Here is an 18,534-nt window from a genome sequence, read left to right as displayed (position 1 = left end):
GCGTGCGGAACTCCGACTACTACCTTCCCGCCATCGCCCTCGGCATCGCCTTCGTCGTCAAACTCCCGGCTCTGCGGCGGGGTTGGCGCGATCCGCTGGTGCGTTCCGCCCACTTCCTGCTCTTCACCGCGGGCGTCTGCTTCTTCTTCGCCGCCCCGCCCACCATCGTCACGGTCAACGACCTCACGGGCATCCCGAACTTCTCGGGCCCACTGGTCTACTCCATCATGTGCGCCTTCAGCTGCGCCTGTCTGGTGCTGATCGTCAACTGGCGCGGCGGACCGCCGGAGACGATCCGGCGTCACTCCCGGCGGTGGATCGCCGGCTACACGGCGGTCATCGTCGCCCTTCCCGTGTTCTTCGCGCTGGGGGACGCTCCCGTCGAGCGGCTCCGCGACCTGGACACCTACTACGCGACCACGCCCTTCCTCCGCGAGATGATCGTCACCTACCTCGTCGCCCACATCACCTCCGCCGCCGTCACGACGGCGCTGTGCCTGAGCTGGGCGCGGCAGGTGCAGCGGTGGCTGCGCGCGGGCCTGGTCGTCCTGGTCATCGGGTTCGTGCTCAACCTGGTGTTCGGCATCGCCAAGCTGTCCGCGGTCATCGGCCGGTGGAGCGGCCGCGACTGGGACGCCCTCAGCACGACGGTGGCACCGCCGATCGTCGCGGCGGGCGGCCTGATCGTGACCTTCGGGTTCCTGCTGCCGCTGCTGGGTCCGCAGATCAGTGGCCTGGTCCGGTGCTGGGTCAACTACGCGCGTCTGGGCGTACTGTGGCGGCTCCTGCGCACGCCGGGGAAACGGCGTGTGCTTCCGCGCATCCCGTGGTGGTCCGATCCCGACATGCGCCTGGCCGTGCGGGAGACCGCCATCCACGACGAACTGCTCGATCTCCAGCCGTACTTCGACGACCTCGTCCGGCAACGCGCCTACGACAGAGCGATCGAGAGCCGGCTGCCGGAGGAAGACGCGGATGTCGTGGGGGCGGCCGCCATGGTGGTCGCCGCGGTGGACGCGCGCTCCAGAGGTCCGCTGCGGGGGTCCGAGGAGGCCAGTGCCGCCGGAGCCCTGGCGCTGACCTCGATCCTCAGCTCAGAACGTGAGCGGCTCGTGCACCTGTCGCGCGCCGTGGAGTCCCCCTTGGTCGCCCCAGTCACCGCTGCGCGCCAGTTCGCAGCCTCTCCAGAGAGCAGTTCGTCATGACACCCCCTGACCGGACCGCCCGCAGTGCCGCACCCCGCCGTGCCGTGGTCATCGGCGGCGGAATGGCCGGCATGCTCGCGGCCGCCGCCCTGGCCGACGCCGCGGACGAGGTCACCGTCGTCGAGCGCGACGCCCTGCCCGCGGGGCCCGAGCCGCGCAGATCGCTTCCCCAGGCACGCCACGTGCACGTGCTGTGGTCCGGCGGCGCCCGGGCGTTCGAGCGGATCATGCCCGGCATCACGGACCGCTGGCTGGCGGCCGGGGCCCGGCGCATCCCCCTGCCGACCGGCCTGGTGTCGATGACCGCTCAGGGCTGGCTCAGGCGCTGGCCCGAGATGCAGTACATGATCGCGTGCACCCGCGACCTGCTGGACTGGGTGGTGCGCGAGCAGGTCCTGAGGATGCCGGCGGTGCGACTGCTGCAGGGACACGAGATGCGGGCCCTGGAGGGGACGGCCACCCGCGTGACCGGCGTGCGCGTACGGACGCCGGAGGGGAAGGAGCTGACCCTCGACGCCGATCTCGTCGTGGACGCCGGCGGCCGCGGGTCACGCGCCACACAGTGGCTGCGGGACCTGGGCGTGGACGGCATCAGGGAGGCCGAAGTCGATTCCGGGCTGGTGTACGCCAGCCGCTTCTACCGGGCGCCCGCGGGCAGCGACGACTTCCCCATCGTCAACGTCCAGTCCGACCCCGGCGAGCCGGTGCCGGGCCGGACGGCGACGATCGTCCCCGTCGAGCGGGGCCGCTGGCTGGTGACCCTCTCGGGCACGCGGGGAGGTGAGCCGTCCCGCGAGCCCGACCGGTTCGAGTCCTTCGCCCGCTCGGTCCGGCACCCCGTGGTGGGCGAGCTGCTCTCGCTGACCACACCGCTCACGGAGGAGGTCACCGTCTCCCGCAGCACGGTCAACCGGCGCCGCTACTTCGAGCAGGCGCCCGCCTGGCCGGACGGGTTCGTCGTGGTCGGCGACTCGGTGGCCACGTACAACCCGCTCTACGGCCAGGGGATGGCGGTGGCCGCGCAGGGTCTCGTCGAGCTCGGCGCCGCGGTGGGCCGCAGCGGGCTCCGTGCCCCCGGACTCGCGCGCGAGGTCCAGCGCGCCATCGCCCGTCCCGCGGGCATCGCCTGGGAACTGGCCACCTCCCAGGACATCCTCTATCCCGGTGCGGTGGGCCGGCAGCCGCGGTCCGGGAGCGCGCTCGTGAACCGCTACGTCAACCGGCTGGTCCACGCCGCGACGGGCCGTGCCCAGATCACCCGGGCCTTCCTCGACGTCATCACGTTGTCCGACGCCCCCACCTCATGGGTGCGCCCGGACATCGTGGTGGGAGCTCTGCGCGGCCCGGGCCGAAAGCCCCTGACCTCGCCGCCGCTGACCGCGGAAGAACGGAGGACGGCGGCCGGCGGCCCGCGTGGCACGTCCGGGTGACCCTCTCCTGCTCGTGGCGGACCGCCGGGGCACGACGGCATGTCCGGCACGGCGGCGCCCGACCGGCTTCACTCGTCCCGCCCGCTGGCGGCACGCCGCTTCGAGCGGGGAGGTCGTCGATGGACCCGGGCCTCGCTCTCCGGGCTCCCGGGTTCCCGGCGCCGTGCCGGTGGCCGCCCCGGCCATCGGGCTGCCCGTGCCCCGCCGCGCCGTCAGCCCGCGAAGGCGGGCGGGGCGAGCCCCCTGCCCGCGTCCGGGACCACCAGGAGGGAGCCGGCGAGCGGGGGCGGGGAGGCCAGGCCCACGCGGGCCGTGGTGACGTACAGGTCGCTCAGGCCGGGGCCGCCGAAGGCACAGGCCGTGACGCGGGGCACCGGGAGTTCCACTACCCGGTCCAGGGCGCCGGACGGGGTGTAGCGGCGGACCGCGGCGCCGTCCCACAGCGCCACCCACACGCAGCCCTCGGCGTCCACGGTGAGGCCGTCGGGGAAGCCCGCGCCGTCCTCGATCACGGTCAGCGGGCGGCGGCCGGTGACCGAGCCGGAGGCCGCGTCGACGTCGAAGACGTCGATACGGCGGGTGGGGGTGTCGACGTAGTACATCAGGCGGCCGTCGGGGCTCCAGCCGGTGCCGTTGCTCACCGTCACGTCGTCGAGGACGGTCTCGGCCGTGCCGTCGCCGGTGACCCGGGTCAGGGTGCCGCCGCCGGTGGCCTCGTCGTAGCGCATGGTGCCGGCCCACAGCGTGCCGTCGGGGGCGACGGCGGCGTCGTTGCCGCGGCGGCCGGGGACGGGCTCGTGGCGCAGCCAGCGGAAGGTGTCGTCGGGGTCGAGCAGGCCGATCCCGTCACGCAGGTTGAGGACCAGGCCGCCGCCCGCGCGGGGCTTGACGGCGCCCACGTGCTGTTCGGTGCGGCGCAGGGTGCGCCGGCCGGTGGCCGGATCGTAGGTGTGGACACGGGAGTTCAGGATGTCGATCCACAGCAGCCGGCCGGTCGCCGGGTCCCAGGTGGGGCCCTCGCCCAGGACGGACTCCGTGCGGACCGCGACCTCGTAGGAGGTTGTGCCGGTCATGAGGTCCCCCGGTGGCCGAGCCGCTCGGACAGGTCGTCGGCGCCCTTGACGGCGAGCTGTTCCAGTTCGGTGCGGCGCTCCTCGCTCCAGCGGATCATCGGCACGGAGACGGACAGCGCGGCGACCACCTGCCCGGTGCGGTCACGGACCGGCGCGGCCACGCAGCTGACGTCCGGATTGGACTCGCGGCTCTCCACGGCGACGCCCCGGGCGCGGATCTGCGTGAGGGCCTCGCGCAGGGCGGCCGGGTCGGTGATGCTGTTGGGGGTCATCGCGGCCAGCTCGGCGTCGGCGGGCAGGCGCGCGGCGAGTTCCCGCTCGGGGAGGGAGGCCAGCAGCATCTTGCCCACCGAGGTGCAGTGGGCGGGCAGCCGGCGGCCGGCCGCCGACACCATCCGCACCGCGTGGGTGGAGTCCACCTTGGCGATGTAGATGACGTCGGTGTCCTCCAGGATCGCCACGTGCACCGTCTCGTCGCAGGTCTCGGCGACGGACCGGGCCACCTGCTGGCCCTCGGCGGCGAGGTCGAGGTGCTCGGCGTAGCGGGCGCCGAGCTGGTACGGCCGTACGCCGAGCCGGTAGCGGCCGGGCCGGCCGGTCACCGGCACGATGTACTTCCGCGCGGCGAGCGTGGTCACCAGTTCGTGCACGGTGGTGCGCGGCAGCTGGAGCCTGCGCACGATGTCGGGGGCGGAGAGCGTCCCGTCCCCGTCGAGGAAGAGCTCGAGGATGTCCAGAGCCCGGGTCACGGCTGGTACGAGGCGTCCCACGGTCGGCCCCCTCCCTGTCTGTCTCGGCCTGTTCGAGATATCAACAGGCGACCGGAATGACGAACACAGGCTAGCCATCCGGACTACCCCGGGCAATGGCCCACGGCACCCGGCGGGGTCGTGGTCCCACCGGGCGCCGTCGGGTACCGCCGGTCATCCCCGGGGTCGGGGTTCGCCCAGTTCGCCGCGGAGCCGCTGGGCGCGCAGGACCAGTTCCAGTTCGAAGCGGCGGTCCGGGTCGTCGATCTCGTCGCCCCACAGTTCGCGGATCTGCCGCAGCCGGTAGCGGACGGTCTGCGGGTGCACGCCGAGCCGGGCCGCCACCTCGGGTGCGCCGCCCCGGGTCTCCAGCCAGGCCAGCAGCGTCTCGGCGAGCCGCCGCCCGTTCGCGGGGGTGCAGTGGGCCAGCGGGGCGAGGCACTTGAGCGCGAGGTCGTCGATGAGTTCCTCGGGCTGGAGCAGCACCAGCGCCTGGGTGTGCCGGGTGCAGTCCAGCACCTCGTCGGCGGGCAGCAGCCCGCGCTCCATCAGGAGCAGGGCCGCCTCGGCCCAGCGCAGCGACTTCGCCGCGTCGGCCGGCGGCACCGGCGGCCCGATCGCGCCGGACCAGCCGGTGAGCGCGCGGTGCAGCAGTTCGGGGCGGCCGGCCGCGTCCGGTTCGGGGACGATCATGCGGGGCTGCTCGTACTCCATGTCGAGCAGCACCTCCGGCCCCACGGCGGGCGCCACCGCCTCCCGGGCGGGGCGCCGCAGGACGCCCACCGCGACCTTCCCGGGCAGCGGCCAGCCGATGCGGGCGGCCCGCTCGGCGAGCGCCTCGGCCGGATCGCCCCGGTGGTGCTCGGTGAGCAGGAGCTCCATCAGCCGGCGCTGCAGCCGCAGCCGTTCGCCCGCCTGCCGGGCGGCGGCCTCGGCGTAGCCGCGGACGGACTGGTCGACCAGTCCGTCCAGGTACGCGTAGCCCGCGTCGGCGAGTTCGTACATCGCGGGCGGCGGGATGTCGATGCGCTGGCCGATCTCGGCGAGCCGCCGCCAGGCCATGCGGACCCCGAGCCGGTAGATCGCCTGGAGCGAGTCCAGCGACCGTCCGTGCAGGCCCTCACCGCGCCCGAAGTCGTGGAACAGTCCGGGCGGTGCCGTGGGACGGCCCGCCGAGTAGTCGGCGTGCTCCAGGTGCCGCACGAACACCTCGATGGCGCGGCGGATGCCGATGAGTGCCATCGGTTCGCCGGACTCGTCGAGCACGACGGGGAGTTCGGGGTACTCGCGCTGGATCTCGCCCATGATCTCCTCGGCGAGCGCCGGTGCCTCGGCCAGGGCGATCTCGGCGAACCGGTGCACCTGGGAGCGCGGGACGTCGCGCCAGGCGGAGCGGGCCGGGACGGTGACGGCCGCCGTCACCCGTCGGCTCCCCGACCGGCGTGCTCATAGGTGATCAACGGCGTGTTCGGCTGGTCGGGGGCGGCGTCGAGCAGCGCGACCACGCCCAGGGCCGCGCCCACGGCGAGGGCCGAGGCGAGCACGACCGTCAGCGCGGCGGCGAGCAGTCTGGACATCTCAGGGTCAGCCTCTCTGGTCGGAGGATTCCCCACCCCCCGAAAGCGCGTTCCGCCACCCTTGTCCGTCGCCCCCCAGTGTCGAGTGTGCATTGACACTCCGTCAAGGGGCGTTTACGGTTCCCGGCCCAGAGGGAGTTCGGTCCCGGCCCGCAGGGGGTGCCGGATGGCTCCGCCCCTCTCGCACGCGCGTTTTCCTCTACGGATCCGGCCTGTCAGCGCCGATCCGTCCCAAGCCTCTGGAGTGCCCGGATGCGCCGTACAGCCTCCCCCTTTTCCCTGGTCGTGCTCGGTCTCGGAACGTTTCTGCTGGTACTGGCCCCCCTGCTGGCCTGGTACGTGCAGCCACGCGCCGCGGTGAACCCGATCGACATCGACACCACCGCCGTCTACACCGGCCGGGGCAGTGTGTTCGACCTCGACCGGGTCGAGACCGTGCCGGGTCAGGCGATCACCGTCACCCAGCGGGTGCGCGGGAACGTCGAGGAGAGCGTGGACAGCGGGAACGCCGTGTGGGACGTGATCACCACGGTGGACACCGACGCCTCGCTGCCGGCCGCCGACCCGCACGACGCGCTGGACTTCTCCCCGCACCGCTGGGTGCTGGACCGCCGGACCACGAAGCCGGTCCACTGCTGCGAGGAGAAGCCCCGCATCGAGGGCGAGGCGTACCTCAAGTTCCCCTTCGACGTGCAGAAACGCTCCTACCAGTGGTGGGACAACACCCTCGGCGACACGGTCGTGATGCGCTACCGGGGCACCGAGAAGGTCCAGGGGTACACGGGGTACCGGTTCACCGCCTCGGTGCCGGCGACGAAGACCGGCACCCGGCTGGTGCCGGGCTCCCTCGTGGACGCGCCGGACCGCCCGCAGGTGCTGGCCGAGGAGTGGTACGCCAACCACGGCCTCGAGCTGGTCGTGGACCAGGCCACCGGCCGGGTGATCTATGCGCAGACCGGCCCGCGGCGCACCCTGCGGGCGCCGGGCGGGGACGAGGACGCGGCGGTGCTGCTGGACGCGGAGAAGCTCGCGTTCACGACCGGGACGCAGAAGGAGGCCGTGCGGCAGGCGAAGCGCGACAGCGGGCAGCTGCGCATGGTGGGGCAGACCCTTCCGGCCGGCGCGGGCGTGGCGGGATTCGTGCTCGCGGTGACCGGCGGGATTCTGGTGGCACGTGGACGGAAGGAAGACGAACGTCCCGGTTTGCCCGGTACTGCTCGGTAGACACTCACGAACCGAAGTGACGTGCGAGTCGACCGGGATCGAAATTGTCATCCCGGTGAGTAGCCCTGGGGGACGTCTGGGCGAAAACTGTCCATCCCCACCCCGCGCACACGCCACACACAGTCCACGCCCAGGGGGAGCCCGCGTGCTCTCCCGAGGCATTCGAGTTCCTGCCGACGCCGCCCTGCCCGTCCGAATTCCGCCCCGTTCCGCGCCACCACGTTCCGCACCCCCTGCGCCTCGTGACGCTCCCCGTATCGCCGAACTTCCCGTACCTCCGAACTCCCCCGCACCTCCGACACTCCCCGTACCCCCGAACTCCCCCGCACCTCCGACACTCCCCGTACCCCCGAACTCCCCCGCACCTCCGACACTCCCCGTACCCCCGAACTCCCCCGCACCTCCGACACTCCCCGTACCCCCGAACTCCGGACCTTCGACGCCGCCCGCGCTCGGCAGCACCGCCCGCGCCGCGCACCCCGGTCCGATCCGCACGTGTCCCGCGTACCCCACGCATGACCCCAAGACGAGTTGGAGCACCGATGCCCCAGCACGTACCGTCCTCTCCCCCGCTCCCTGCTCCTCTCGAACGGGGGAACCCCCGCCGCGCCGCGCTCCCCGGCGTGCCGCAGTCGCTTGTGGAGGTGCCCCCCGGCCCCCGCCGGATCGTCTTCCTCGCCCACCGCGACCTGGACAACCCCTCGGCCGGTGGCTCCGAGTTGCTGGTCGACCGGCTCGCCGACGGCCTGAGCCGCATGGGCCACCAGGTCACCCTGCTGTGCGGGGGCCCGGCGACCCCCGTCCGCGACTACCGCGTGGTGTCGGCGGGCGGTGCCTACAGTCACTTCCTGCGGGCCCGTTCCGCCTTCGCCCGCCGGGTCGGCGACTGCGATCTGCTGGTCGAGGTCTGCAACGGCATGCCGTACCTGGCGCCGATGTGGCACCGCGGGCCGACGCTGTGCCTGGTCAACCATGTGCACACCGACCTGTGGCGGATGCGGTTCGGCGGTCCGCTGGCCCCGGCCGCGCGGATCGGGCGCAGGCTCGAGCACTGGGCGCTGACCGGCGCCCGGCGGCACGGGCTGCTGGTCGCCGTCTCCCCGTCGACCGCGGACGCGCTGCACGGGATCGGCGTGCCCCGCGAGCGGATCAGGGTGGTGCACAACGGTGTGGAGGAACCCGGTCCGCGCACCGGGCGCTCTCCGGAGCCGCTCTTCGTGGCGGTGGGACGGCTCGTCGAGTACAAGCGGATCGATCTGCTGCTCCGGCTGTGGGAACGGGTGCGGCCGGTCACCGGCGGCCGGCTGGTGATCGTCGGCGACGGCCCCGAACGGGAACGCCTCGAACGCCTCGCCGGTCCCGGTGTCGAGTTCACCGGACACGTCTCCGAGGCGGAGAAGCACCGTCTGCTGTGCGCGGCCTGGCTGTTGCTGCACCCCTCCGCGGTGGAGGGGTGGGGGCTGGTCGTCACGGAGGCGGCCACCCGCGGGACCCCGACCGTCGCCTTCGACGTACCCGGGCTCAGGGATTCCGTGGTGGACGGCGAGACCGGCGTGCTGGCCCGCGGCGAGTCCTCGTTCGCGGCCGCCTGGTGCACGCTCGCCCTGTCCGGTGCCCGCCGGGAACTGATGGGCGAGGCGGCCGGGAACCACGCCGCCCGTTTCCGCTGGAGCCGCACGGTGCGGCAGTTCGGCGCGGTGGCGGCGGAGGCGGTGCGAAGTCACCGGCCATGAACGGCAGACATATGACTGACAGGGGCATGACCGAAGCAGGGCCGGGCGGCAGAGACAGGAGCGGCGAGGACATGAGCGGCAGAGGCAGGGCCGGCGTACCGAAGGACCCCTCCCCGCGCCGTTCCCTCGCCCTGTTCCGCGCCTTCATGCGGGAGCAGGACGACCCCGACGCCTGCTACGCGCTGCTCGCCCGGGACGCCGCCGACCAGGTCGAGGCGTACGACGGGCCCGTCACGGGCCGTGTCGTGGTCGACGTAGGCGGTGGCGGCGGGCACTTCACCGAGGAGTTCCGCCGCCGCGGCGCGGACGCCTTCCTCTTCGAGCCGGATCCGCGGGAGCTGGCCGGGAGACCGCCCGAGGGGACCGTCCTCGCGGACGGCTATCTGCTGCCGCTGCGCGACGGGGCCGCGGACGTGACGTTCTCGTCCAACGTCCTGGAGCACGTGGCCGATCCGCAGACCTTCCTCAGCGAACTGGTCCGGGTCACCCGGCCGGGCGGGCTCGTCTACGTGTCGTTCACCAACTGGCTGTCGCCGTGGGGCGGGCACGAATGGGCCCCGTGGCACTACCTCGGCGCCGAGCGGGCCCGCGCCCGCTACCGGCGCCGCACCGGCAGGCCCGCCAAGCACACGCTCGGCGAGAACCTCTTCCCGGTGCACATCGGCACCACCCTGCGGCAGGTACGCGACCGCGCCGACGTACGCATCGTCTCGGCGCGCTCCCGTTACTGGCCGTTCCTCACCGAGGCCGTGGTCAAGGTACCCGGCCTGCGTGAGTTCGCTACGTGGAACCTTCTCCTCATCCTCCGGCGGTGTCCCGAATGACGACCACGGTCCAGGCTCCCCCTCCGGCAGCCGTCCCCCGCACCGCGACCGCCGCGGACCCACCCCGGGGCCCGCGGTCGCGGCGCTGGCTGCTGGGCTTCTGGGCGGTGGTGTTCGCCCTCCTCCTGGCGGTGCAGCCGGGGCGGCAGACCTTCGACACCAAGCTGGGCGTCACCGTCGACCCGGGCCGGTTCCTGGCCGACCTGGGCCAGCTCTGGCAGGACCAGGGGTCGTTCGGCGGGGTCCACAACCAGTACGTCGGCTACCTGTGGCCGATGCTGCCGTTCTACTGGCTGGCCGACCTGGTGCGGCTCCCGGTGTGGCTGGCGGAGCGGCTGTGGCTGTCGCTGATCGTGTCGGTCGCGTTCTGGGGCGCGCTGCGCCTCGCGGAACGGCTGCGCGTGGGCAACGGGGCCTCCCGGCTGCTCGCGGCGACGGCGTACGCGCTGTGGCCGCTGTTCACGACGGTGATCGGCTCGACGTCGGCCGCCGCCCTGCCGGGCGCGCTGCTGCCGTGGGTGCTGCTGCCGCTGACGGACCAGCGGTACACGCCCCGGGTCGCGGCGTTGCGTTCGGCGCTGCTGGTCCCGTTCATGGGCGGGGTCAACGCGGCCTCGACGCTGGCGTCGCTGCTGCCCGTGGGCCTGTACCTGCTGTCCCGGCCGCCGGGGCCGCGCCGGTGGAAGCTGATCGCCTGGTGGGCGCCCGCGGTCGCGGTGGCGACCGCCTGGTGGTGGATCCCGCTGCTGCTGCTCGGCGTGTACGGCGAGAACTTCCTGCCCTACATCGAGACCGCGCGGACCACGACCGACACCATGTCGGCCACCGAGGCGCTGCGCGGGGCCGGGAACTGGGTGGGGTACCTGAACTTCGGTGAGGCGTGGCTGCCCGCGGGCTGGACGGTCGCCTCCTCGGTGCTCGTGATCGTCTGCTCGGCGCTCGCGGCCGGTCTGGGCCTGGCCGGGCTGGCCCGGCGGGACCTGCCGGAGCGGCGCTGGCTGGTGCTGACGGTGCTGGTGACGACACTGGTGCTGCTCGCCGGGTACGGCGGCGCGTTCGGCGCCCCGTTCCACTCGGCGGTGCAGGACTGGCTGGACGGCCCGTTGGCGCCGTTCCGCAACATCTACAAGTTCCAGACGGGCCTGGCGCTCGCCCTGGTGCTGGGCCTGGCCCACCTGGTGGGCACGGCCGCGCGGTCCCGGACGGCCTCGCGGTCCCGGACGGCCGAGGGTGCGCACGGGGTCCGGCGCCGGGCGCGGGGCGGGCGCTTCGCGCCGCTGGTCGCCGCGGTGCTGGTCCTGCCGGGGCTGATGTGGCCGTACCTCAACGGGTCGATCCTCGGCCCGGGTTCGTTCCGGGAGATCCCCACGTACTGGCAGGCCACGGCCGACTGGCTGGAGGAGCACTCCCCCGACTCCCGGGCCCTCGTGGTGCCGGCGACCGCGCACGGCATCCACACCTGGGGCTCGACCATCGACCAGCCGCTGGACGTGGTCGCCGGCTCCCGCTGGGCGCAACGCGATTACGTGCCGTTCGGCACCCCGGGCAACCGGCGGGCCATGGACGCGGTCGAGCAGGCCCTGCTGACCGGCGCCGAAGTCCCCGGACTCGCCGACTACTTGAGCCGGGCGGGCCTGTACTACGTGGTCGTCCGCAACGACCTCGACCCCGACCAGGTCGGGCAGGTGCCGACCGCGACGGTCAAGCGCACCCTGACACAGTCCGGGTACGAGCGGGTCACCGGACTCGGCCCGGTCTCGACCGGCGGAGTGATCGCGAACGGCACCCCGCTCCAGGTCGAGGGGCTGTACCCGCAGCAGCGGGCGGTGGAGATCTACCGCCCGACCGGCGCGGACGTCCGGCGTCCGGGGCAGGCCTCGCTGGCCCCGGTCGCCGACACCGCCGTGGTCTCCGGCGGCCCGGAGGCGCTGCTGCCGCTGGCCGGCGGACTGCGCGGCCGGCCGGCCGTGCTGACCGGCGACGGCCACCCCGGGCTCGGCACCCCGCCGGTGCAGGTGACCGGCGACGGGATGCGGTACGCGGACACCCGGTTCGGCCTGGTCAACTCCAACACGTCGTACACGTACACCCCGGACGAGCGCAACGCGCCCGACGCCGTGCAGGACGCGGGTGAGCGGCCGCACCAGATCCTTCCCAAGGAGGGCCTGAAGCACCAGACGGTGGCCGAACTGCGCGGCGCCCGCTCGGTGTCGGCGTCCTCGTACGGCAACTGGCTGTTCCATCTGCCGCAGTACGACCCGGTGAACGCCTTCGACGGCAACCCGGACACGGCCTGGGCGGAGGGCTCGGCCGGCTCGCCGGACGGGCAGTGGCTGCGGATCGCCTTCGAGGACGGCTACGACATGCCGGACTCCCTCGGCGTCATCCCGCTGCCGCAGGACGGTGTGCGGGCGGCGGCGACCAGGGTGCGGGTGGAGACGGAGCGGGGTGCGAAGACCAGTTTCCTCCAGGCGAACGGAACCAAGCAGGACGTCAAGGCGCCCGCGGGTGAGACGCGTTGGATGAAGCTGACGATCGTCGACTCGGTCTCGCGGCACAGCGGTCTGGGCGGCGCGGGCTTCTCCGAGATCGACCTGCCGGATGTGCGGGTGACCAGGCTGCTGCGGCTGCCCACCGACTCGGAGAAGTCGACCGCCGCCGCCCAGGTCGTCTCGCTGCACCGCTCGGCCGACCCGACCGGGCTGTCCCCCACGGGCACCGAGAACGGGCTGCACCGCCTGTTCACCACGGGCACGGCGGGCACCCACGAGGTCAAGGCGAGCGCGGTGGCCGTGCCGGGTGAGGCGCTGGACCGCCTGCTGTACGAGGTGGCGCCCGAGCAGCGGAACCGGATCACCGCCACCGCCGACTCCACCGCCCGCCTCGGCGCGGGCCTGACCGCGCGCAACCTCACCGACGGGGACCTGACCACCGCCTGGATCGCGGGCGACCGGCCGGTCGTCCATCTGAGCTGGGACGGCAAGCAGCCCGTCGGCGAGATCGTCCTGGCGGCCGCGGGGGGCCTGTCCACCCGGCCGACCGAGGTGCACATCAGCTCCCCGGACGGCGCGGCGATCGCGGGCGTCGACGACAACGGCATGGTCCGCTTCCCGGCGATCACCACGGACCGGCTCGACATCACGATCACCCGCACCGCACCGCTGACCCTGCACAACCCCGTCGTCGGCGAGGACCTGGACCTGCCGGTGGGCCTGACGGAGGTCTACGTCCCGGCACTCGACAAGTACCGCACCCCGCAGCCGTCCGCCGACCGGGAGTTCACCCTGGCCTGCGGCGAGGGACCGGTGCTGGCCGTCGACGGCCGGCTGCACGAGACCGGCGTCAAGGGCACGGTGGGGGACCTGGTGGAGCGGCGCCCGGTCGAGGTGACGCTCTGCCAGGAAGGCGTCGCCGAAACGGCGTTGGAGCTGTCCGCCGGCCGGCACCGGGTCGAGGCCGGTGACGCGGGCCCGCTGACCGTCACCGCCCTGACCCTGACCCGCGGCACCGTGCCGGACGCCTCGGCGGCCGGGCGCGAGCTGACCGTCGAGGACTGGCTGGGCGACCGGCGCGAGCTGTCGGTCGGCTCGGGTGCCGCCTCGTACCTCACGATGTACGAGAACCACAACAAGGGCTGGACGGCCACCCTGAACGGCGAGGAACTGACACCGGTGCGGCTGGACGGCTGGCAGCAGGGATGGCTGATCCCGGCGGGCGAGAGCGGCACCGTGAAGCTGTCCTACGGCCCCGCCACGCTGTACGACGCCGCGCTGATCGGCGGCGGCGTCGGGATCGCGGTGCTGATCGGGCTGGCGCTGTGGCGCCGCAGGGCCGAGAACCCCGCGAACCCCGAGAGCACCGAGAGCACCGACCCGCCGCAGTCCGCACCGCCGGCGCCCGGACCGTGGCTGGGCGCGGTGGCGCTGACACTGGCCGGCGTGGTGATCGCGGGCTGGTGGGCGCTGCTGGTCCCGGCGCTGGCGCTGCTCGCGTGGCGCAGGGCCGCCCTGCTGGTACCGGTGGCGCTGGCCGCCCTCGCGGGAGCGGGGATCGTGGCGGCCTTCGGAGCCGGGGAGCCGGCCGGAGCGGGCACGGGCGCTTACGGACACCTGGCCCAACTGATGGCACTGACCGGCCTGTTCGCGGCGCTGGTGAGCCTCGGCGGACCGGATTCCGGGCGCGCGGTCCGGGAGGACGGCTGGGAAGCCGGCCGGCCGGACGGAACCAGGACGGCCGAGTACGGACCCGGCGCCGCCGACGGTCCGGGGCACACCCCTGCGGGGCACGACACGGCCGTGCCGCCTCGCGTTCCGGTGCACTCGTCACCGCCCGGCCCCGAGGAGCCCACCCAGCGGCTTCCCCGCACGCAGGCGGCGGACGGCTCGGCGGGCGGCGGGCCGGCGGAAAGGGGATCGGCCGGATGACCGCACCCTTGCGTATCCCGTTCCCCGTGGTGGACGAGGTGTCCCGGCACTGCGTCCAGGACGAGGAACCGGAGACGGTGCACATCGAGGTGCACCTCCCCGGGGAACTGGAGCCCGGCCGCCTGCGCAAGGCGTTCCTGGAGGCCCTGCGCCGGCACCCGCGCATCCTCATGCGCGAGGCCCCGGGCCCCTGGTACCGGCGCCGCTACGAATGGGAGCTGACCGACGAGCCCGACGTGGAGGTGGTGAGCTTCGCGCCGCCGGGTCCGGGTGCCCTGCACGACGCCCGCACCCGCACCCTGACCCAGGCGCCCCCGCTCACCGCGTCCCCGCCGGTCCGGCTGGAGGTGGTGAACGCCCCGGGGACCACCGAGTCCGGCGGGGCGGGCGCCGCGCTGCTCCTCACCGTCAACCACACCGCGCTCGACGGCCCCGCCTGCCTGCGCGTCCTGGCCACCGCCGCCGAGATCTACGGCGGCAGGGACAACTCCGCCGCCGCACCGCCCGTACGGCGGCCCGAGCCCGCGCGGGCCGACGCGCCGGACGCGCCCTCCTCCTGGTCGCCGCCCGCCCGGGTGGCTCCCGGCACCCCGGACCCGGGCCACCGCACCGGCAACGGGCTGATCGTCTCCGAACTCCCGCTGCCGCACCGTCCCAAGGGAGCCCCGTACACCGTCAACGACCAGCTCATGGTCGCCACCGCCCTGACCCTCGCCCACTGGAACCGCGGACGCGGCGCCCGCCCGCGTCCGTTGCGCATCACCATGCCGGTGGACGACCGTCCCAGGGACGCCACGATGCCCATCGGCAACGGCACCCGGCTGGTCGAGGTCCCCTTCGCCCTCGCCGAGCTGGACACCTCCGACCTGCCCGGTCTGCTGCACCGCACCGCTCTGCGCACCCGCGCCCTGAAGTCCCTCTCCCGTCCCCAACTGGGCCACGGGGCCGACCTGCTGACCGCGCCCTGGGCTCCGGTCGCCGCCCGCCGGGTCCTCGCCCGCGCCCTGCGCAGGGCGGCGGCGCCCCTGCTGTCGACCACGCTGCTCAGCAACGTCGGCCGCATCCCGTACCCGCTGGACTTCGGCGAGGAGGCGGGCAGCGCCCGCGCGGTGTGGTTCTCGGCGCCGTCGCGGATGCCGCGCGGCCTCACCTTCACCACCGCCTCCACCGCGGGCCGGCTCCATCTGTCCGTGCGCTGGTCCCGGGCGCTGCTGGGGCAGGCGGACGGCGCCCACCTCCACGACCTCTTCGCGCACCATCTGCACTCCACGGAGGTGACCCCGTGACGACCGGCACGACCACCGCGACCACCACGCCCACGGCGTCCACCGCGGCCACCGCATCGCCGCACCGCGACCTGCGCGACTTCTACGAGAACCCCGCCGTCCCCGTGGCCTCGGGCCCCTCCCGCAGCCTCCGCCAGGCCCGGATGCTGGCCGGGGCGCTCGGCCCGGCCGGGACCGGGGACGCACGGACGATCCTCGACATCGGCTGCGGCGACGGCTCCGCCGCGGCCACCGCCGCGCCTCTCCTGCACGGCCACCGGCTCGTCGGCGTCGACTGGTCCCAGGACGCCCTGACCCGGGCCCGCACCCGGCTGCCGTACGCGGTGCGCGGCGAACTCACCGACGGCGGACTGCCGTTCGCCTCCGGATCGGCCGACGCGGTGCTGTTCAGCGAGGTGCTCGAGCATCTCGTCGACCCGGACGCGGCCCTGGAGGAGATCCACCGGGTGCTGCGTCCCGGGGGCCATCTGATGCTGTCCACCCCCAATCTGGCCGCCTGGTACAACAGGGCGCTGCTGCTGGCCGGGGTGCAGCCGGTGTTCTCCGAGGTCAGCCTGCGCGGTATCCACGGCCGGCCGGGTTCGGAGGTGGTGGGGCACCTGCGGCTCTACACCGCCCGCGCGCTGCGGGAGTTCGTCGCCGCGTCCGGTTTCACCGTCGTACGCCTCGAAGGCGCCCCGTTCCACGGGGTGCCGCGTCCGCTGCGGATGCTGGACCGACTGGCCTGTGCCCGGCCACCGCTCGCGTCGATCCTGCTGCTGCACGCCCGTCGGTCGTAAGGGGGCCGGGGACGATGTGGTGGGGAGTGGCCGCCGCCCTGGTGTCGAACGTCCTGTACAGCGGCGGGTTCGTCCTGGAGAAGCGGGCGCTCGCCGCCCTGCCCGAGGTAACGGTTCACCGGCCGGTGCGGCTGCTGCGGCTGGTGCTCGGCAGCCCGCTGTGGATCGCCGGCGCGCTGTCCCTCGCCGCCGGTTTCGGCGCCCAGCTCGTCGTGTACCGGACCCTGCCGATCGCCGCCGCCCAGGGCCTGTTCGTCTCCGGCCTGGTGCTCCTGGTGATGCTGTCGGCGCGGCTGCTCGGCGAGCGGACCACCGTGCGGGAGCGGTACGCGCTGGGCGCCGTCCTGCTCGCGCTGCTGATGGTGGTGCTGTCGCTGAAGGAGGGCGGCGCGGGCGCCGACACCGTCGGCCGGGACGCGCCGTATCCGCTGATCCTGCTGGTGTGCGTGCCGTCGCTGGCGGCCGGGGTGTGGCTCTACCGGTACGCCGAGCGCCGCGCCCGGCACCCGCACCGGATGCCGCCCACCGGCGTCGAGTACGGGGTCGCCGTCGGCCTGCTCTACGGGGTCAGCTCACTCGCCATCAAGGGGGTGTCGAGCCATCTGACGACCAGCGGCATCGGCGACGCGCTGGTCGACCTGCTGCGCTCCCCCTACCCGTATCTGCTGCTGTTCACCGGCGCGTTCGGCCTGGTGCTGTCGCAGGCGGCGCTCCAGCGCTGCCGGGCCTCGCTGATCGTTCCGGTGTGCACGACCGTGACCTGCCTGTACACGGCGGTGCTCGGCACGCTGTCGTTCGGCGAGGAACTGCCCGACGAACCGCTGCGGCTGGCCCTGCGGGTGGCGGGCACGGTGCTCGCGGTCGCCGTACTGCTGGTCATGCCGAAGCACGACACCGCCCCCGAATCTCCCACCCCCACCCAGGAGTTGACGCCACCGTGAAGCCCGACGACCCGCTGCTGAGGATCCTGGCCTGCCCGCTCGACAAGGGCCCGCTGCACCTGCTCACCACCTCCGCCGCCGCGGCCGGGAACGGGGCCGTGGGCGGCGACCTCGAGGAGGCGCTCTACAACCCGCGCCTGCGCCGCCGCTACCCGGTCCTCGACAACATCCCGCAGTTGCTCCCGTCCTCCGGCGAACAGGTCTCGGAGGAGGAGCACGAGAGACTGCTCGCCCGTATGTCCGAGGGCGACATGCCGGACCGCGACCTGTCCGCAGACCACACCGGGCATCCCGGCGCCCCGGGGGCGACCCCGTGACCCACCTGAACGGCCGGAACGACCGTCCGCACACCACGCGGACCACGCTCGCGGCACGCGTGGCGCCGTTCCTGCCCACCCCGGTGGTGGCCGCCGCGGCCCGCGCGGTCTATCCCCGCTTCGAGCCCGAACTGGCCCGGCTCGCCGAGCTGTGCCCACCGGACTGCGACACCGCCGTGGACGTCGGCGGCTGGTACGGCCCCTGGACGCACCGGCTGGCCCGGCGCGCCCGCCGCGTGGTGACCGTCGAACCGGTCCCCCACCTGGCCCGGCTGCTCACCGCCTCCTCCCCGCCGAACGTCCGCGTGGTCCGTGCCGCCGCCTCGGACCGCTCCGGCGTCGCCCGGCTGTGGCTCCCGCCGGACGACGGGGGCGACCGGGGCGTGTCGTCCCTGGTCCGCCGGGAGATCCACGGCCACGCCCTGGACGTCACCTGCGTCACGCTGGACGGACTGGGCCTGAAGGGCGTCGGCTTCATCAAGATCGACGTGGACGGCAACGAGTCGGCGGTGCTGCGCGGCGCCACCGGCGTCCTGGCCCGCGACCGCCCGGCGCTGTTCGTGGAGTTGGAGTCCCGCATCCAGCCGATCGCGCCCGTGGTGACGTATCTGTCCCTGCTGGGCTACGACGGCTGGGTGCTGCCCGCCGGCTCCTGGGTCCCGCTGGCCCGCTTCCCGCTGGAGGCCCACCAGGCCAGGGTCTCCCACGTCGCCTCGCACGGTCTGCTCCGCCGGATCCTGCCCTACGGCCCGCTGCGGGGCCCGCGCTACGTCAACTCGGTGCTGTTCCTCCCGGACGGCCGCCGCCCCGCAGCGCCCCCGGCGAACGACGACGACTCCCGCGCCTTCCGCGAAACGTCCTCCTAGGACCCGCCCGGCGCGTGCCCGCCCGACCGCCGGTCCGGTCGATGGTGTACAGAGGAACCGTGGTCGCGGCGGTACCGGGGAACGAGAACCGGAACGACGGCCGCAC

At 73.9% G+C, this 18,534-nt stretch carries 15 protein-coding genes; 11 read left to right on the top strand and 4 right to left on the bottom strand.

Features of this window, described 5'->3' with window-relative positions:
* Positions 1 to 2: 2 nt before the first annotated feature.
* Positions 3 to 1,205, top strand: coding sequence for an MAB_1171c family putative transporter (locus PYS65_RS25120; protein WP_279336202.1), 1,203 nt, complete (start codon positions 3 to 5; stop codon positions 1,203 to 1,205).
* Entirely contained in the window at positions 1,202 to 2,635 is a 1,434-nt protein-coding gene (locus PYS65_RS25115) for an FAD-dependent monooxygenase (RefSeq protein WP_279336201.1), read from the top strand. Before PYS65_RS25120 ends, PYS65_RS25115 begins: the two co-directional genes overlap by 4 nt.
* 212 nt (positions 2,636 to 2,847) lie before the next feature.
* Here PYS65_RS25115 and PYS65_RS25110 read toward each other — a convergent pair whose 3' ends face one another.
* From PYS65_RS25110 to PYS65_RS25095, 4 genes are all read right to left on the bottom strand, one after another.
* The gene (locus PYS65_RS25110; protein WP_279336200.1) at positions 2,848 to 3,708 is read right to left on the bottom strand and encodes an SMP-30/gluconolactonase/LRE family protein; all 861 of its coding nucleotides are present in this window, start codon (positions 3,706 to 3,708) and stop codon (positions 2,848 to 2,850) included.
* Positions 3,705 to 4,478 (bottom strand): IclR family transcriptional regulator, encoded by a 774-nt coding sequence (locus tag PYS65_RS25105; RefSeq protein WP_279336199.1) that lies wholly within the window; start codon positions 4,476 to 4,478, stop codon positions 3,705 to 3,707. Before PYS65_RS25105 ends, PYS65_RS25110 begins: the two co-directional genes overlap by 4 nt.
* 153 nt (positions 4,479 to 4,631) lie before the next feature.
* Positions 4,632 to 5,879, bottom strand: coding sequence for a PucR-like N-terminal domain-containing protein (locus PYS65_RS25100; RefSeq protein ID WP_279336198.1), 1,248 nt, complete (start codon positions 5,877 to 5,879; stop codon positions 4,632 to 4,634).
* Positions 5,876 to 6,034 carry a hypothetical protein gene (locus PYS65_RS25095; RefSeq protein ID WP_279336197.1) on the bottom strand — a complete coding sequence of 53 codons (159 nt, stop codon included), beginning with the start codon at positions 6,032 to 6,034 and terminating at the stop codon, positions 5,876 to 5,878. The genes PYS65_RS25100 and PYS65_RS25095 overlap by 4 nt, the downstream gene beginning before the upstream one ends.
* Before the next feature lie 252 nt (positions 6,035 to 6,286).
* Here PYS65_RS25095 and pgfA point away from each other — a divergent pair, with 252 nt between their 5' ends.
* From pgfA to PYS65_RS25050, 9 genes are all read left to right on the top strand, one after another.
* On the top strand, positions 6,287 to 7,258 hold the full coding sequence (gene pgfA, locus PYS65_RS25090) for a cell envelope lipid trafficking protein PgfA (RefSeq protein ID WP_279336196.1): 972 nt from the start codon (positions 6,287 to 6,289) through the stop codon (positions 7,256 to 7,258).
* A gap of 542 nt (positions 7,259 to 7,800) precedes the next feature.
* Positions 7,801 to 8,991, top strand: coding sequence for a glycosyltransferase family 4 protein (locus tag PYS65_RS25085; RefSeq protein ID WP_279336195.1), 1,191 nt, complete (start codon positions 7,801 to 7,803; stop codon positions 8,989 to 8,991).
* A gap of 71 nt (positions 8,992 to 9,062) precedes the next feature.
* On the top strand, positions 9,063 to 9,815 hold the full coding sequence (locus PYS65_RS25080) for a class I SAM-dependent methyltransferase (protein WP_279336194.1): 753 nt from the start codon (positions 9,063 to 9,065) through the stop codon (positions 9,813 to 9,815).
* The gene (locus PYS65_RS25075) at positions 9,812 to 14,239 is read left to right on the top strand and encodes an alpha-(1->3)-arabinofuranosyltransferase domain-containing protein (protein WP_279336193.1); all 4,428 of its coding nucleotides are present in this window, start codon (positions 9,812 to 9,814) and stop codon (positions 14,237 to 14,239) included. The genes PYS65_RS25080 and PYS65_RS25075 overlap by 4 nt, the downstream gene beginning before the upstream one ends.
* Complete coding sequence (locus PYS65_RS25070) at positions 14,236 to 15,525, top strand: condensation protein (protein WP_279336192.1); 1,290 nt, start codon at positions 14,236 to 14,238, stop codon at positions 15,523 to 15,525. The genes PYS65_RS25075 and PYS65_RS25070 overlap by 4 nt, the downstream gene beginning before the upstream one ends.
* A gap of 71 nt (positions 15,526 to 15,596) precedes the next feature.
* Positions 15,597 to 16,304, top strand: a complete 708-nt coding sequence (locus tag PYS65_RS25065) for a class I SAM-dependent methyltransferase (RefSeq protein ID WP_279338065.1) — start codon at positions 15,597 to 15,599, stop codon at positions 16,302 to 16,304.
* 26 nt (positions 16,305 to 16,330) lie between these two features.
* Positions 16,331 to 17,245, top strand: a complete 915-nt coding sequence (locus PYS65_RS25060; protein WP_279338064.1) for a DMT family transporter — start codon at positions 16,331 to 16,333, stop codon at positions 17,243 to 17,245.
* The gene (locus PYS65_RS25055; protein WP_279336191.1) at positions 17,242 to 17,562 is read left to right on the top strand and encodes a Trm112 family protein; all 321 of its coding nucleotides are present in this window, start codon (positions 17,242 to 17,244) and stop codon (positions 17,560 to 17,562) included. Before PYS65_RS25060 ends, PYS65_RS25055 begins: the two co-directional genes overlap by 4 nt.
* 86 nt (positions 17,563 to 17,648) lie before the next feature.
* Positions 17,649 to 18,428, top strand: coding sequence for an FkbM family methyltransferase (locus PYS65_RS25050; protein ID WP_279338063.1), 780 nt, complete (start codon positions 17,649 to 17,651; stop codon positions 18,426 to 18,428).
* Positions 18,429 to 18,534 lie beyond the last annotated feature (106 nt).

It is taken from the genome of Streptomyces cathayae (assembly GCF_029760955.1).
Classification (GTDB): domain Bacteria; phylum Actinomycetota; class Actinomycetes; order Streptomycetales; family Streptomycetaceae; genus Streptomyces; species Streptomyces cathayae.
This window is presented reverse-complemented; position numbering and strand designations above follow the sequence as displayed.